The 15,608-nt window shown below is 70.4% G+C and carries 15 protein-coding genes; 11 read left to right on the top strand and 4 right to left on the bottom strand.

Annotated features, from left to right (window positions below; genetic code table 11):
• Positions 1-374: 374 nt before the first annotated feature.
• Positions 375-2,426, top strand: coding sequence for a transcription termination factor Rho (gene rho / locus OG371_RS06860; RefSeq protein ID WP_329066698.1), 2,052 nt, complete (start codon positions 375-377; stop codon positions 2,424-2,426).
• Positions 2,427-2,502: 76 nt separating this feature from the next.
• Here rho and OG371_RS06855 read toward each other — a convergent pair whose 3' ends face one another.
• The gene (locus OG371_RS06855) at positions 2,503-3,033 is read right to left on the bottom strand and encodes a CHAP domain-containing protein (RefSeq protein WP_329066696.1); all 531 of its coding nucleotides are present in this window, start codon (positions 3,031-3,033) and stop codon (positions 2,503-2,505) included.
• Positions 3,034-3,269: 236 nt separating this feature from the next.
• On the opposite strand from OG371_RS06855, the gene rpmE reads away from it, so the two are divergent.
• Both rpmE and prfA read left to right on the top strand, forming a co-directional pair.
• Positions 3,270-3,494 (top strand): 50S ribosomal protein L31, encoded by a 225-nt coding sequence (gene rpmE / locus OG371_RS06850; RefSeq protein WP_329066694.1) that lies wholly within the window; start codon positions 3,270-3,272, stop codon positions 3,492-3,494.
• An 84-nt stretch (positions 3,495-3,578) separates the two neighbouring features.
• Entirely contained in the window at positions 3,579-4,649 is a 1,071-nt protein-coding gene (gene prfA, locus OG371_RS06845; protein WP_329066692.1) for a peptide chain release factor 1, read from the top strand.
• Here prfA and wsfD read toward each other — a convergent pair.
• The 3 genes from wsfD to OG371_RS06830 all read right to left on the bottom strand — a co-directional run bounded on the left by wsfD (position 4,646) and on the right by OG371_RS06830 (position 7,708).
• Complete coding sequence (wsfD, locus tag OG371_RS06840; RefSeq protein ID WP_329066690.1) at positions 4,646-6,082, bottom strand: glycan biosynthesis hexose transferase WsfD; 1,437 nt, start codon at positions 6,080-6,082, stop codon at positions 4,646-4,648. The two genes, prfA and wsfD, sit on opposite strands and share 4 nt — an antisense overlap.
• A gap of 64 nt (positions 6,083-6,146) precedes the next feature.
• A complete protein-coding gene (locus OG371_RS06835; RefSeq protein ID WP_329066688.1) occupies positions 6,147-6,935 on the bottom strand; it encodes a TIGR03619 family F420-dependent LLM class oxidoreductase in 789 nt (262 codons plus the stop codon).
• A gap of 2 nt (positions 6,936-6,937) precedes the next feature.
• The gene (locus tag OG371_RS06830; RefSeq protein ID WP_329066687.1) at positions 6,938-7,708 is read right to left on the bottom strand and encodes an alpha/beta fold hydrolase; all 771 of its coding nucleotides are present in this window, start codon (positions 7,706-7,708) and stop codon (positions 6,938-6,940) included.
• Between the two features lie 52 nt (positions 7,709-7,760).
• Between OG371_RS06830 and OG371_RS06825 the strand changes: the two genes are divergently transcribed.
• The 8 genes from OG371_RS06825 (at position 7,761) to atpB (ending at position 15,589) form a co-directional block, all read left to right on the top strand.
• Positions 7,761-8,105 carry a MerR family transcriptional regulator gene (locus OG371_RS06825; protein WP_329066685.1) on the top strand — a complete coding sequence of 115 codons (345 nt, stop codon included), beginning with the start codon at positions 7,761-7,763 and terminating at the stop codon, positions 8,103-8,105.
• A 74-nt stretch (positions 8,106-8,179) separates the two neighbouring features.
• Positions 8,180-9,046 carry a peptide chain release factor N(5)-glutamine methyltransferase gene (gene prmC, locus OG371_RS06820; RefSeq protein ID WP_329066683.1) on the top strand — a complete coding sequence of 289 codons (867 nt, stop codon included), beginning with the start codon at positions 8,180-8,182 and terminating at the stop codon, positions 9,044-9,046.
• A 45-nt stretch (positions 9,047-9,091) separates the two neighbouring features.
• Positions 9,092-9,682 carry a cadmium resistance transporter gene (locus OG371_RS06815; RefSeq protein ID WP_329066681.1) on the top strand — a complete coding sequence of 197 codons (591 nt, stop codon included), beginning with the start codon at positions 9,092-9,094 and terminating at the stop codon, positions 9,680-9,682.
• 181 nt (positions 9,683-9,863) lie between these two features.
• Positions 9,864-11,849 (top strand): M6 family metalloprotease domain-containing protein, encoded by a 1,986-nt coding sequence (locus OG371_RS06810; protein WP_329066679.1) that lies wholly within the window; start codon positions 9,864-9,866, stop codon positions 11,847-11,849.
• Positions 11,850-11,912: 63 nt separating this feature from the next.
• On the top strand, positions 11,913-12,563 hold the full coding sequence (locus OG371_RS06805; protein ID WP_329066677.1) for an L-threonylcarbamoyladenylate synthase: 651 nt from the start codon (positions 11,913-11,915) through the stop codon (positions 12,561-12,563).
• Between the two features lie 128 nt (positions 12,564-12,691).
• On the top strand, positions 12,692-13,849 hold the full coding sequence (locus tag OG371_RS06800) for a glycosyltransferase family 4 protein (protein WP_329066675.1): 1,158 nt from the start codon (positions 12,692-12,694) through the stop codon (positions 13,847-13,849).
• Positions 13,850-13,966: 117 nt separating this feature from the next.
• Positions 13,967-14,407, top strand: a complete 441-nt coding sequence (locus OG371_RS06795; protein ID WP_329066673.1) for a hypothetical protein — start codon at positions 13,967-13,969, stop codon at positions 14,405-14,407.
• 384 nt (positions 14,408-14,791) lie between these two features.
• Entirely contained in the window at positions 14,792-15,589 is a 798-nt protein-coding gene (atpB, locus tag OG371_RS06790) for a F0F1 ATP synthase subunit A (RefSeq protein ID WP_329066671.1), read from the top strand.
• Positions 15,590-15,608: the final 19 nt, after the last annotated feature.

The raw sequence follows: 15,608 nt of genomic DNA, 5'->3' as shown, positions 1-15,608 counted from the left end.
GTGGTTGTTGCACCCCGGTGGGCGTCGGTCTACCCTCGGGGGCGTTCGATCACCGTGCGTTTCCGCATCCGGTGCCGGTCCTGTCCGCTCCTCGGGAGTCTCCGGATCGCATCCTTCGTCGATCCGCCAATCCGTACCGCATGAGCTGCGGGAAAGCGGAGGACGCAGGCGGGTTTCCGGTTTCGGCGGTGCCGAATTCCGTTTCCTCCGTTTGGGGGAGGCAAACACCCCTGTGCTGGCGGCGCTCTCGCTGTGTCTCGCACGGTTAGGCGCGACTCGTCCGCATCGGAAGCAAATGCCGTTTCGCGATCAGACGCGATCGGCGGCAGTCCGCTGATCCACCTGGAGGCGTGGATCGGTCAGGAAGGACATGTGTGAGCAACACCGATCTGTTGAGCGGCGACGTGGAAACCCCCGCCGCGGCCGCTGAGAGCAATGGGGCCGCGGCCGCTCCGAAGCGCCGCACCGGGGGCCTGTCCGGAATGGTCATCGCCGAGCTCCGCCAGCTGGCGGGCGAACTGGGTGTGGGCGAGACCACCGGGATGCGCAAGGGTGACCTGATCGCGGCCATCCGCGAGCGTCAGGGCAAGACCAAGAAGCGCGCCGCCGGTACCGCGGAGACGCTCCCGCTCGAAGGCGTCGGCGACGCTCCCGAGGCCGCCAAGGCCCCGAAGGCCGTCAAGACCGAGGAGCCGGCTCGCGCCGCGAAGAAGCGCGAGGAGGCCCCGGCCGAGGCGCCCAAGGCCGAGAGCAACGGCTCGGCCCCGGTGGCCGAGGCGCCGCAGAACTCCGCCCCGGCCGAGCAGCGCCCCGCGCAGCAGGAGCGCCAAGACGGCGACGGTCAGCAGCAGGAGGAGGGCGGCCGAGGCCGTCGCCGCCGCGGTTCGAACCGGCCCGCGGGTGCGCCCGAGGGCCAGCGTGACGGCGGCCAGCGCGGTGACCGCGGTGACCGTGAAGGCGGCAACCAGCAGCGCGGCGACCGGGCCGAGCGCGATGGCGGCAACCAGCGCGGCGACCGGGAGAACGGCAACCAGCGCGACCGCGGCGACCGTGGCGACCGGCAGGGCGGCAACCGGGACAACCGGGGCGGCCAGGACAACCGGCAGCAGCGCGGCAACCAGCAGGACAACGGCAACCGCGGCCAGCAGGACAACCGCCAGCAGGGCGGGGACGACGACGAGGAAGGCGGCCGTCGCGGCCGTCGCTTCCGCGACCGCCGTCGCCGCGGCACCGGTGGCGGCCAGCGCGAAAGCGGCTCGCCGGACACCGAGATCCGCGAGGACGACGTCCTGCTGCCCGTCGCGGGCATCCTGGACGTGCTGGACAACTACGCGTTCGTCCGCACCTCGGGCTACCTCGCCGGGCCGAACGACGTGTACGTCTCGCTTTCGCTGGTCCGCAAGTACGGCCTGCGCCGCGGTGACGCCATCACCGGCGTCGTGCGCCAGCCGCGCGACGGCGAGCAGCAGCGGCAGAAGTTCAACCCGCTGGTGCGCGTCGACTCGATCAACGGGCTGGACCCGGACGAGTCCAAGCGCCGTCCCGAGTTCACCAAGCTGACCCCGCTGTACCCGAACGAGCGGCTGCGCCTCGAGACCGAGTCGCACAAGCTCACCACCCGCGTGATCGACCTGATCATGCCGGTGGGCAAGGGACAGCGGGCGCTGATCGTGTCGCCGCCCAAGGCCGGTAAGACCACGATCATGCAGGACATCGCCAACGCGATCGCGACGAACAACCCCGAGTGCCACCTGATGGTCGTGCTCGTGGACGAACGTCCCGAAGAGGTCACCGACATGCAGCGGTCGGTGAAGGGCGAGGTCATCGCCTCCACCTTCGACCGCCCGCCGGCCGACCACACCTCGGTCGCGGAGCTGTCCATCGAACGGGCCAAGCGACTGGTCGAGATGGGCCACGACGTGGTCGTGCTGCTCGACTCGATCACCCGCCTGGGCCGCGCGTACAACCTAGCGGCCCCGGCGTCCGGCCGGATCCTGTCCGGTGGTGTCGACTCGACCGCGCTGTACCCGCCGAAGCGGTTCCTCGGCGCGGCGCGCAACATCGAGAACGGCGGCTCGCTGACCGTGTTCGCCACCGCCATGGTGGAGACCGGGTCGACGATGGACACGGTGATCTTCGAGGAGTTCAAGGGCACCGGCAACGCCGAGCTCAAGCTCGACCGCAAGATCGCCGAGCGGCGCGTGTTCCCGGCCGTGGACATCAACCCGTCCAGCACCCGTAAGGAAGAGCTGCTGCTCTCGCCGGACGAGCTGGCGGTCACGCACAAGCTGCAGCGCGTGCTGCACGCGCTGGACTCGCAGCAGGCCATCGACCTGCTGATCTCGCGCCTGCGCAAGACGAAGACCAACATCGAGTTCCTCATGCAGGTCTCGAAGACGGCCCTCGGCTCGAACGACGACGACTGACCGTTCCCGGCAAAGCCGTCAAGGCCTCCTTACCCGCGTCCCACGCGGGTAAGGAGGCCTTGACGGCTTTCGTGGGTTACTGGTGCGGCACGGCGGCCGGGGTCCAGCCGCGGTAGTTGGAGAAGTAGCTGGTCGAGCTGCCGTGGCCGATCGCGCCGTTGACGCTGCTGGCGTAGAAGCCGCCGCTGCCGTCGGCGATGCCGACGTGGCCGTACGCGCTGATGTTCCAGTACACGAACGAGCCGAGCGGCGGGGTGCCGCTGGTGTGCTTCGGGCTCGCGCCGTTCCAGTGCGCGTTCGCCGAGGCCCAGACGCCGGTGGTGCCGTAGGCGTTCTCGGCGGCCTTCTCGCAGTAGCCCTGCCAGCCGGTGCTGCCCAGGTGCGCCTTGTACCAGGCGACGGCGCCGGCCGGGGTGCCGTCACCGGCGCTGTCGACGCTCACCGTGCTCGAGGGCAGCTCGGTGAAGGTGGCGGCGGCGGGGTGGACGTCGGCGGCGGTGATCCCGGTGCTCGCGTTCGCGGCCGGGGCGACGAGCACCGCGGCGGCGACCAGCGCGGCCACGGCCGCGGGCTTCACCACCCGGGAGAGCAGGTCGGTTGTGCGCATGCTGAGCCTCCTACCTGTGGGTAATTCACGAGTCCGGCGAGCATCGCGCCAATAGGTACAAGATTCGTACAAACGAGGGCTGGTTGAGGGCTCAACCGCCGGCCGTGGCGGCGTGGAATACCAGGTCACCGGGGTGTGTTGAAGCAGCTGTCAGCCCGTCTGGCAGAATGACCCGCTGAAGTCCGGCACCGGTTCACCCTACCTCCGGGGACCCGGGGCCAACGAGAGAGGACACCATGAAGAGCGGTATTCACCCCGAATACGTGACCACCCAGGTCACTTGCAACTGCGGGAACAGCTTCACCACCCGCAGCACCAAGGACTCGGGCGAGATCCACGTCGAGATCTGTTCGAACTGCCACCCGTTCTACACCGGCAAGCAGAAGATCATGGACACCGGTGGCCGGGTCGCGCGGTTCGAGAAGCGCTACGGCAAGCGGACGAAGACCGACGCCAAGTAGCTTGATCAACGGCGCCCACCCGCACGCTCGGGTGGGCGCCGTTTTTTGTCTTTTGATTTTCTCAAGGCCGGGAAAGAGGCACACGTGGATTCGACGTCGCTCAAGGGTCTGCTCCAAGAGCACGCCCAGCTCGAGGAGCAGCTGGCGGATCCGGCCGTGCACACCGACCAGGCCCGGGCCCGCAAGCTCGGCCGCCGGTACGCCGAGCTGGGCCCGGTCGTCCGCGCGGTGCGTGAACTGGACCAGACGCGCGACGACCTGTCCGCCGCCCGCGAGCTGGCGGCCGAGGACTCCACCTTCGCCGAGGAAGCCGCCGAGCTGGCCGCGAAGATCCCGGACCTCGAGTCCCGCCTCACCGAGCTGCTCCTGCCGCGCGACCCGTACGACGGCTCCGACGTGGTGATGGAGATCAAGTCCGGTGAGGGCGGCGAGGAGTCCGCGCTGTTCGCCGGCGACCTGCTGCGGATGTACCTGCGCTACGCCGAGCGGCACGGCTGGAAGGCCGAGGTGCTCGACTCCACCGACTCCGACCTCGGCGGCTACAAGGACGTCACGCTGTCGATCAAGAGCAAGTCGGCCGACGTCGACGGCGTCTGGTCGCGGCTGAAGTTCGAGGGCGGCGTGCACCGCGTGCAGCGCGTGCCGGCGACCGAGTCGCAGGGCCGCATCCACACCTCCGCCTCCGGGGTGCTGATCTACCCGGAGCCCGAGGAGGTAGAGGTCGAGATCGACCCGAACGAACTGCGCATCGACGTCTTCCGCTCGTCCGGCCCCGGCGGCCAGAGTGTGAACACCACCGACTCGGCCGTGCGGATCACGCACCTGCCGACCGGGATCGTGGTGTCGTGCCAGAACGAGAAGTCGCAGATCCAGAACCGCGCCCGCGCGTTGCAGGTGCTCCAGGCGCGCTTGCAGGCCATCGCCGAGGAGGAGGCCGCCGCGAAGGCGTCCGACGCGCGGCGTTCGCAGGTCCGCACAGTCGACCGCTCGGAGCGCGTGCGCACGTACAACTTCCCGGAGAACCGGATCTCCGACCACCGCGTGAACTACAAGGCCTACAACCTCGACCAGGTCCTCGACGGCGACCTCGACGGCGTGCTCGACGCCCTGGCTACCGCGGACCGCGAGGAACGGCTGGCTTCGCAGTCCGGCTAACGGATCGCTTCCAGCGTCTCCGTCATCGGCTCCTCGTCGGTGACGGCCGGCTCGGCTTTCGCGGGGCGGGGCAACAGGCTGATCCCGGCGAACACCGCGGCCAGCACGGTCGGGAAGAGCGTGAGCAGCTGGTGCTTCACGCCTTCCACGCCCTCGCCGAGTGCGGACAGCCCGAGCTGGCCGACCGAGAAGAACAGCAGCAGGAACAGCACGATCCCGTACTCGCGCCCGTTTTCGCGGCGGCGGAAGGCGCGGACGGCGGCCCAGCCGGTGAGCAGCCAGACCGGGATCAGCACGAACAGGCCGGCCGGGGCGACCAGCGCGGCCAGGCCGGAGAACACCGGCACGCGGTATTCCTTCGACAGCCTCGGTTCGCCGGACAGTTCGCCGAAGCTGCCGAGGTTGTCCGGGCGCGCGGTGAGCGTGTTGACCCCGCCCTGCTGCAGGATCTGGGCCACGCGCACGGGGTGCGTCGCGTAGTAGTGCGCGATGTTGCGGCGGCTGATCTGGTCGCGGTACTGCGGGTACAGCGGGTCGTGCCAGGCCGCGCCCGGGCTCCACCAGCCGGTGCCGATGTACTGCGCGAAGGACGCCGGCAGCCCGAGGGCGGCCAGGTCGGCGTTCGTGTCGTGCTTGCCGTCCACAATGGAGTCGAAGACGGCGTTGTACATGTTGGCCTCGCGGTATTCCGCGTTCGCCGGGTCGCCGTGCGACTGCATGCCCAGGGTGCCCACGCCGACGATCGCGAGCACCGCCAGCGGCAGCACCCAGCGGGCCTTGCCGGGCGTGCCGGCCGGGCGCGCCATCAGCACCGCGATGACAAAAAGCGGGATGAGCAGCAACGTCTGCGATTTCGCGTTGATCCCGATCAGTCCACCGAGGACGGTGACGATCGCGCCCGCGTACCGCAAGTGCTTGCGGTGCATGAGGAACAGCCCGCCGGCGATCAGCAGGATGCCGAGGAACCCCGCGCCTTCGCTGAGCGTGGACGCGAAGTAGCCGAAGAACGCGGAGTCGCCCATCACGAGCAGCAGCAGCGCGGTGGCGATCCAGCGGTACCGCCCGGTCAGGTCCAGCCCGAGCACCGTGGCCGTGATCGCGGCGGCGACCAGCACGCAGGTGATCACTCCCAGCACCAGCAGGTTGAGGATGCCGGTGGAGCCGAGCAGGGTGCCGACCTTGTTCGCGAGCCAGTCGAGCCAGCTCTGGCTGGAGACGTAGTCGCTGGTGCAGGGCACGCCCTGGCCGTAACTGAAACGCACCCAGCCCTCGGACGGCCGGTCGAGCTGCTTGCCGCCGAGCCCGCAGAGCAGCCGCCAGCCGTCGCCGTTGTCCGCCATGCCGATCGGCCGCGGAACCAGGAACCGCACCAGCAGCAGCGCCAACGAGGCGACGAAGACCGTCAGGCCGAAGCGCAGTTCCTTGGATCGCACCGGCCGAGTCTAGGAGATGACAGTGGGCAACCGGTCCCGACCTGCGCGGTTCAGTCCGCCCGCGTCAGCGCACGGCGTCGGCGAAGGTGCGCATCCGGTCGGCGTACCCGGCGTTCGCACCGAAGTGCACGGCCACGGCAGCGGCACCCGCGGCCGCGTACGCGTGGTAGTCCGCAACGGCCCGGTCGAGATCAGCTGGGGAGCCGGACCACTCCATCCGGGTCATCGGCCGTACCGTTCGGCCCCCGGCAAGACCGGCCAGCGTCCGCGCGCGTTCGGCGAAAGCTGCCGGGTCCAGTTGCACACCGAGCCACGCGTCGCCGGTGCGGGCGGCTCGGCGTAGGGCCGGCATGGAGTTGCCGCCGACCAAGATCGGCACGCGTTCCGTAAGACGCGGCTCGAAATAGCCGCCCGACGGGCCGCGGCCGGTGGTGGACAGGCGGTCCAGCAGGTCCAGCGTCTCGTCCGTGCGCTTGCCGCGACCGGCGAAATCCGCGCCCACCTCGGCGAACTCCTCGGCGTTCCAGCCGACGCCGACGCCGAGGACCAGCCGTCCGCCCGACAGCCGCGAGAGCGTCGCGACCTGCTTGGCCAGCACGTACGGCTCCCGCAGCGGCAGGATCAGCACCGACGTCCCCAAGCCGATCCTCTCGGTGGCCGCGGCGACGTACGCGAGGGTCACCAGCGGCTCGTACGCCCCGCCGTAGACCTCGCCGAACGGCCCCGGCGGCAGCACGTGGTCGGGCAGCCAGACCGACTCGTACCCCAGCTCCTCGGCGAGCCGGGCCAGCTCGGCGAACTGCCCGGGGTCGAGGTCCGGGGCCTCGTTGGGCAACACCACCTGCAAGTCCATGCTCACGCCACCTCCGCCAGGAACGGGACGATCGCCGCGAGCCATTCGTCACGGGCTTCGGCGCCGATGTTGTGCCCCGCCTCGATCTCGACCAGCCGCGCGCCGGGGATGCCGTCCGCCAGCTCGTGCGACAGCGCGGGGGAGGCGAGGCCGTCGAGGGTCGTCGCGATGACCAGCGTGGGCACGGCGATCCCGGCCAGCTCGGCCCGGGTGTCCACCGATTCCACCAGCCCGACCTGCTCGGGAGTGCCCTCGGGCACGAACGCGGCCAGCTCCTTCACCGCCGTCTCCAGCTCGTCCGGGGTGAGCGCGGCCAGGTGCTTGGCCCCCGTCGCCGCGAGCACCAGGTACCGGGCGAGCAGCTCGCGGTCGCCGCCGAGCAGGGACTTCCAGACGTCCACGGCCAGGCGCATGCGGTTGTCCATCCGGGCGAAGCCGGACGTCAGGACCAGCCCGGTGACCCGCGACGGGTGCCGGGTCGCCGCGCGCACCGCGACCGCCGTGCCCAGCGAGTAGCCGAGGATCGCGAACCGCTCGACCCCGGCGGCCACGGCCGTGGCCACCAGTTCGTCGGCCACCTCGTCGAGCACCAGCGGGACCGTCGAGCGCGGCGTGGCGCCGGAGCCGGGATAGTCGGGGCCGACCACGGTGCGGGTGCGGGCCAGCTCGTCGAGGATGCCGCCGAAGTTGCCCTCGACCCCGCCGCCGCCACCGTGGGCCAGCAGCAGCCCGGGGCCGGCCCCGCGGACCACGTGCGCGAAATGTTTGCTCATGCCCGCGACGTTAAGTATTGACACCGGTGTGAAGGTCAAGTCTGGGGGTCGGATGCTGATCGGTGAGCTGTCGAGGCGGACCGAGGTGAGCCCGCGGCTGCTGCGTTACTACGGCGAACAGGGGCTGTTGCCGTCCAAGCGCAACAGCAACGGCTACCGCGTGTACGGCGAGGACGCCGTGGTTCGCGTCTGCCAGATCCGGCGCCTGCTCGCCGCCGGGCTGACAACCGAGGTGATCGCCGGGGCGCTGGACTGCGTCAACGGCCCGGAGGCGCGGCTCGACCCGTGCCCGCAGCTGGTTTCGCTGCTGCACGGCGAGCTGGCCGCGATGGACGAGCGGATCGACGCGATGCGCCGGCGGCGCGGCTCGCTCGCGAGGTATCTCGGCCAGGCGTGACCGGGCTGGGCGCGGTGTCGATACCCTGGGAATTCCCCCTGCTGTGTCAGGCTTGACGACGTGAAGGACGACCAGTGAATCGGCAGCCGCTGCGCCTGGCCATCATGGAGGCGACCCGGATTCTCACCGAGGCCGGTGTGGAGTCCCCGCGGTCGGACGCGGACCTCATCGCCGCGCACGTCCTCGGCGTCGACCGGGGCAGGCTGCCGATGGTGCCGCTGGTCGACCCGCCGGTGATCGAGGCGATCGGCCAGCTGGTCGCGCAGCGGGCCAAGCGCATCCCGCTGCAGTACCTCACCGGCTGGGCGGCGCTGGGCAACATCACGGTGAACGTCGGCGCGGGGGTGTTCGTCCCGCGGCCGGAGACCGAGCTGCTGCTGGAGTGGGGGCTGAAGTTCCTGCAGGGACGCGAGTACCCGGTGGTGGTCGACCTGTGCACCGGCTCGGCCGCGCTGGCGCTGGCGCTGGCCCACGAGCGGCCGGACGCGGTGGTCTACGCGGTCGACGTGGACGCGCAGGCGCTCGCCTGGGCCCGCCACAACGCCGACGTCCACTCCGACGCCGGCAACACCCCGATCCGGCTGTACTCCGGCGACATCACCGACCCGACCATGTTCGCCGAGCTGGACGGGCTCGTCGACCTGGTGCTGTGCAACCCGCCGTACGTGCCCGAGGGCACCTACGTGCCGCCGGAGGTCGCCGAGCACGACCCGGCGCGCGCGGTGTTCGCGGAGGAGAGCGGCCTGGCGATCATCCGCCACGCCGTCGCCGCGGGCGCCCGCCTGCTCCGCCCGGGCGGCGGGCTGGCCATCGAGCACGACGACACCCACGGCTCGGCCGCCCCGGCCCTGGTCCGCGCGCGCCGCGTGCTGACCGGCGTCGAGGACCACAACGACTACACCGGCCGCGCCCGCTTCGTGACGGCCCGCCGCCTCGGCTGAGCGGCGCGGGCACGTCGTGACGGCCGGCCTGTCCGTGATCCGGCGGTGAACTTCGGCGTCCTCGGTCAGGCCGTGGTCCTGTTCGCCGCCACGAACATCGACGACCTCCTGGTACTGGCGGTGTTCTTCGCCCAGGACGCCGGGCACCGCGGGGCGACGCGGACGATCGCCCTAGGCCAGTACCTCGGCTTCCTGGTCATCCTCGCCGTCAGCGTGGCCGCGGCGTTCGGCGCGACGTTCCTGCCGGACGGGGCCGTCCCGTACCTCGGGCTGCTGCCGCTCGCGCTCGGGGTCAAGGCGGCGGTGGAGGCGTGGCGGCGCCGCGACGATCTCGACCAGGAAAACGCGCGCCGCGGCCCGAAGATCCTCGAGGTCGCGGTGATCACCTTCGCCAACGGCGGCGACAACATCGGCGCGTACGTGCCGGTCTTCGCCACCGCGGGCGTCGGCGGCATGACCGAGTACGCGGTCGTGTTCCTCGTCCTGATGGCCGGCTGGCTCGCGGCCGGCCGGTTCTTCGCCACCCGCGCGGCCGTCGCGAGGGCACTGGCCCGGTGGGGCCACATCCTGCTGCCGGTCGTCCTGATCGGCCTCGGTCTGCTCATCCTCGTCGAGGGCGGCGCGTTCGGCTTGTAGCCCCAGTGGGCACCGAAGGCCGCAATGCGCCGGTCGCGAATTTTTGCCCTTTCCGGCCCCGGTGCCCGACTTTCGTCGTGAGGCATGGGGGTGGATTTCGTTCGCAGCCCTAACTAACGGCCCTACGGTCGATCTTCGAGCCGCCGTCCCCGAGGCGGCCGGAGTTCGTGAAGGAGCGTGGATGAGACCCTCCTACCGACGCGTCAAGACCGCCCTCGCCGTGGTCGTCGCCGCGGTGCTGCTGCCCGGCCTGGCCGCCGGCACCGCGGCCGCCGACCCGCTCACCCGCGGCTGGCCCGCCCCGATCGACGCCGCGCGCTGGACCGACCAGGCGGCCATGACCTGGGACGACTACCGCAAGATCCCCGGCACGAACTGGGCCGACCCGGCGCTGAAGCCGACCCAGCGCACGTTCAAGGGCGCCGTGGTCCTCACCGATTACCCCGACCAGGACTTCGTCGTCACCAAGGCGCCGCATTCGACGGTGTTCGGCAACCCCGGCCCGAGCGCGCACGACCTCCCGCGTGACGGCGTCGCGAAGTACTACCAGGACTTCCTCAACAAGCCCGAAGCGCTCAACCACGGCCACACCATCAACGAGTACTGGATGGAGGACTCCGGCGGCCGCCTCGGCGTCGACCTGACCGCGTTCGGCCCGTACCGGATGCCCGGCAAGTCCTTCGAGTACGGCATGGAGTTCCAGCAGAACGCCTGCCCCCACGGCGCGAACTGCACCCGGAACCTCCGCACGGACGCCGCGGCCGCGTGGCGCGCCGACGTCGGCCCCGTGGCCGACCAGTTCGACTTCGTCTTCTTCCTGTCCGCGGGCCAGGACGAAAGCTCGACCTGGCAGGAGTTCGGCGAGATGAAGTTCGGCGACAAGGAGTCCGTGCCGGACGAGTTCGGCCCGCCCGGCGACGAGACCCTGCCCAACTGGGCGGACACCCGCTACGTGCCGTGGACCTCGTGGGCTTCGGCCGCGAGCATCTGGCCCAACGCGCAGAACGGCTCGTCCACCCAGGCCGAGAGCTCCGGCCAGGCGGTCTACGCGCACGAGTTCAGCCACATCCTCGGCATCGGCGACAACTACAACAACCCGTTCGGCGACCCGCCCCAGCGCAGTTACACCGGCCCGTGGGAAATGCTTTCGCGCGGCAGCTTCAACGGCCCCGGCGGACCGCACACGCGCTGGCAGATCCCGGCCACCGAGGGCGGCTCCATGGGCGCGCACCACATGCTGCGCAACAAGCTCAAGCTCGGCATCGTCGACCCCGCCCAGGTGCTGCAGCTCGACCGCGACCAGCTGGCCAAGACCGGCCCCGTCACGGCGCGGGTGACTGCGCGCGAGGCAGCGCCGGAACCCGGCGCGTACACCGGCATCACCATCGCGCTGCCCGGCGGCGACAAATCGCCGAAGTGCGACGGTAAGACCGATCCCTTGTGCGACGGCGGCGGTTACGACAACTACACCGTCGAGGTCGTCGACCGCATGGGCTCGGACTCGTTCGCGCCCGACTCCGGGGTGCTGCTGGCCAAGACGAAGAACCGCGACGCCGCGCCGTTCGAATGGATCGTCGACGCCAATCCGCAGGACGTCGGGCTCACCGACTACGTGAAGCCGGACGGCACGCCGGTGAAGGCCACCGTCGGCGACTACCGGCAGCTCAACGATGCCGCGTTCAAGGCGGGCACCGGCGCGTCCGGCGGGTACGAGTACACCGACCAGGCGAACCGGCTGCACTTCCTGGTCACCGACGTCAAGCGGGACGGCAGCGGGATCCTCTCGTACACCGTCACGGTCGCCTCGCTCGACGGCGCGGGGCCGCAGACGCGTGGCGCGGCACTGCTGCCCGCCTTGCCGGCATTCACCGACGGCGGACTCGCGACGTGCGACTTCCGCCTGCTCAACACCGGTTCGGCGCGCGGTGCGAAGGCCCCGTACGACTCCGACACCTACCGGCTGAGCGTCAGCACCGACGCGAAGGGCTGGGAGGTCCGCCTGCCCAACGAGCTGGCGACGGCGAAGTTCGGCAAGACGGCCCCGGTGCGGGCCTACGCGAAACGGGCACCGGGCGCGGCCTACACCGCGCGCGTCAAGCTCACCGCGACCTCGGTCGCCGATCCGTCCCGCACGAGCACCACCACCTGCTCCGCGATCGGCTTCTGAGCCGCCCGTCCCCGGCACCTGACCACCGGATCAGGCGCCGGGGACGAGGGCTAGGCTCGCGGCATGAGCACGGTGTACGACTGCAGCAAGCGCGAGTCCCGGGCCGAAGGGCTGGCCGCCGCGGCCGCCTCCGTGCGGTCCAGCCGGCTGGTCGTCCTGCCCACCGACACCGTTTACGGGATCGGCGCGGACGCCTTCGACGCGGGCGCCGTGCAGGCGCTGCTGCGCGCCAAGAACCGCGGCCCGGACATGCCGGTCGGCGTGCTGGTCGGGTCCTGGTCCACTGTGGACGGTCTGGTGCTGGGCGTGCCGCCGCAGGCGCGGGCGCTGATCGAGGCGTTCTGGCCCGGCGACCTGTCCATCGTGCTGCCGCACGCGCCGAGCCTGCAGTGGAACCTCGGGCAGTCGCGCGGCACCGTGATGCTGCGCATGCCGCTGCACCCGGTCGCGCTGGAGCTGCTGCGCGACGTCGGCCCGATGGCCGTGTCGAGCGCGAACGTCTCGGGCCGCCCGCCCGCGGCCACCGCCGCCGAGGCGCAGGACCAGCTCGGCGACTCCGTGGCGGTGTACCTCGACGGCGGTTCGAGCGGCGAGCCGGTCGCGTCCTCGATCGTCGACCTCACCGGCGATACGCCCGTGGTGCTGCGCGAGGGCGCGGTCACCCGGGCCGCGATCGCCGAGGTGATGGGCATCGCCGTCGAGGCGCTGGCCTGAGCGGGGGAGTCCACAATGGTCTCACCGCCCCGCCGCCGCGAACGGCGTGACAGTCGTTTACAACGCTGTCTCACGGTCGCGGTAGCGTGACGCGGTGACTCGGACCCCCCGGCAGGCGTGACGCTGTCATGTCCCCTGTGCAAGGACTTCTCCCGATCCGGGAGTACCTCCTCGTCGCGCTCACCGCGACGGCTGTGACGTTCCTGCTCACCGGCGTCGTCCGCCGCGTCGCGATCCGCATCGGCGCGATCGCCAACCCGCGCGCCCGCGACGTCCACGTGACGCCGATCCCGCGCATGGGCGGGGTCGGCATCTACCTCGGGGTCGCCGCGGCGATGGGGCTCGCGCACCAGCTGCCCGCGCTCAGCCACGGTTTCGACGCCTCGCTCGACGCGGTCGGCGTGCTGCTCGCGGCCGGCGTCCTGTCGCTCATCGGCGCGCTCGACGACCGGTTCGAGCTGGACGCGTGGACCAAGCTCGCCGGACAGGTGATGTGCGCCGGGATCCTGGTCATCTTCGGCGTGCAGTGGGTGTCGTTCTGGGTGCCGTGGGGCGGCCAGGGCGACTCGTTCGGCTCGGTCCTGGTGCTGGACAAGAACCAGGGCGCGCTGCTGACCGTGCTGATGGTCGTGGTGATGGTCAACGCGATGAACTTCGTCGACGGCCTCGACGGGCTCGCGGGCGGCCTCGGCTTCATCGCCGCGGCGGCCACCTGCGCGTTCTCCCTGGGCCTGCTGGACAGCGCGGGCGGCGACGTCGGCTCGTACCCGCCGGCGCTGATCGCGGCCACGCTCGCCGGCGCCTGTCTGGGCTTCCTGCCCTACAATTTCCAGCCCGCCAAGATCTTCATGGGCGACTCGGGCTCGATGATGATCGGGCTGATGCTCGCCGGCGCGACGACGTCCGCCAGCGGCCGGGTGAGCTACACGCGCTTCAGCGCTTCGGACGCGCTGGCCCTGCTTTCGCCACTCGTCGTGGTGGTCGCGGTGCTCTTCGTGCCGTTGCTGGACCTGATCATGGCGGTCATCCGCCGCACCCGCCGCGGCGAAAGCCCGTTCGCCGCGGACAAAATGCACCTGCACCACCGCCTGCTGGAGATCGGCCACTCGCAGCGCCGCGCGGTGCTGCTGATCTATTTGTGGGCCGGGATCCTGGCCTTCGGCGCGGTTTCGGTGACGCTGTTCGACGGCCCGGTGAAGTTCTGGGTGATCGGCCTGGCGCTCGCGATCGCCGTGCTGATCTCGATCATCCCGCGGCTGCGCGCGCGCCACCGTCCCGTCGGCTGAGCGCTATCCTCGAACGCGCCCGCGTGGCGCGACCCGGATCACGGAACGCACCGGGCGGCGGACCGGCCGCGGCGGGCACCTCTACACTGGTGGGTCGAACCGAGCAGGGAGCTTGCTGTGAGCGACACCGAGACCGAGAACCCGCACGCGAAGACCGTGCTGACGGCGGCCGCGGCGATGCAGCGGGCGACCCTGCTCGTGACGCCCCCGGCGATCGTCGTGTCCGTTGTGGTCTTCCTGGTGCTCAAGGGCATGCCCGGGCTGATCGGCGGGCTGATCGGCGGCGCGCTCGGGCTGCTGTCCTCTTTGGCCACTCTCGCCATGATGCGGTTCAGCGCCGGGCAGGACCCGATGTTCAGCATGGTGATCGCGCTGGGCGGCTACATCTTCAAGATCCTGGTGCTCTTCGGCGCGCTGACCCTCCTCAAGGGAATCGCGATCGTGAACCCGCTCGCACTGGGCGTCACCCTGCTCGTCGCGGTGATCATCTCGGCCGCCGCCGAGGTCCGCGCGCAGAAGCGCGCCAAGATCCCGACGATCATCCCCGCGGGCAGCTGAGCGGTTCGGGACTGAGGTCCCGGGTCCACTAGGGACCTTGGTCCTCGGCCGAACGGCTGGTTAGAAGTACGCCCGTACGGCACCGGATTACCTGCTGGTATGGTCCCGCTTAATGGGTGGCGGCCTCGGCCGCACTCTCCCTTGAGACGCACCGCGATCAGCAACGTGGCGACCGTGATGGCACGTCCCGTCTCCCGCTGTATCTCTGGCAGTCCCCAGGGAGTGTTCACGCGAGAACCCGCGTGTGCAGAACGTGAAGTCGTGTTCAGCGCATCGTGGGGTAGCCGCCTCCGGCGTCCCGATACGTATCGGGTACGTTAAGTCCAGATCGTGACGATTCCCCCGGCGGAGTGAACGCCGGCCGGGAGAACCGGAAGGAGCCCAGTGGGCGCGCTGGTACTAGCCGAGGGTGCTACTTTTCAGCCCCCCGGCGCCGGAGACTTCGTGTTGCCGCCGATTTTCGGCTCCGGCTATTGGGGCAGTGTCACCAAGCCGATGCTGCTGGTGGTGCTGTCCGTCATCATCATCGCGGTGTACTTCCTGGTGGCCACACGCAAGCTGAAGGTGGTCCCGACCAAGGGGCAGTTCGTCGCCGAATCGATCTACGACTTCGGCCGCAACAACATCGCGCGGGACCAGATCGGTTCCCAGGACTTCAAGAAGTTCGTCCCGCTTATTTTCTCGCTGTTCACCTTCGTGTTGGTGAACAACCTGTTCGGCATCATCCCGGTGCTCCAGTTCCCGACCATGTCGCGGATCGGCTTCCCGGTCGCGCTGGCGGTGCTGGTGGTCTACCCGGTCTACCACTACGTCGGCATCAAGCGGCACGGGCTCGGCCACTACCTGAAGAAGGAACTGGCCCCGCCGGGCGTGCCGGCGTTCGTGCTCCCGCTGTTCTCGCTGATCGAGTTCGCGCAGAAGTTCTTCCTGGCGCCGATCACGCTCGCGATCCGAGTCTTCGCCGCCATGTTCGCCGGGCACCTCATCATCGCGGTGTTCACGCTCGGCGGGGCGTTCCTGCTGAACGAGGCGAGCGGGGCGCTGAAGCCGGTTTCGGCGGTGGCCTGGATCTTCGCCATCCTGATGACCTTCCTGGAGGCTTTCATCCAGGTCCTGCAGGCCTACATCTTCGCGATCCTGTCCGCGAGTTACATCGGCGCCGCACTGGCCGCCGAGCACTGAGAAGAACACACAAGCCCCC

This window comes from Amycolatopsis sp. NBC_01480 (assembly GCF_036227205.1).
Taxonomy (GTDB): Bacteria; Actinomycetota; Actinomycetes; order Mycobacteriales; family Pseudonocardiaceae; genus Amycolatopsis.
This window is presented reverse-complemented; position numbering and strand designations above follow the sequence as displayed.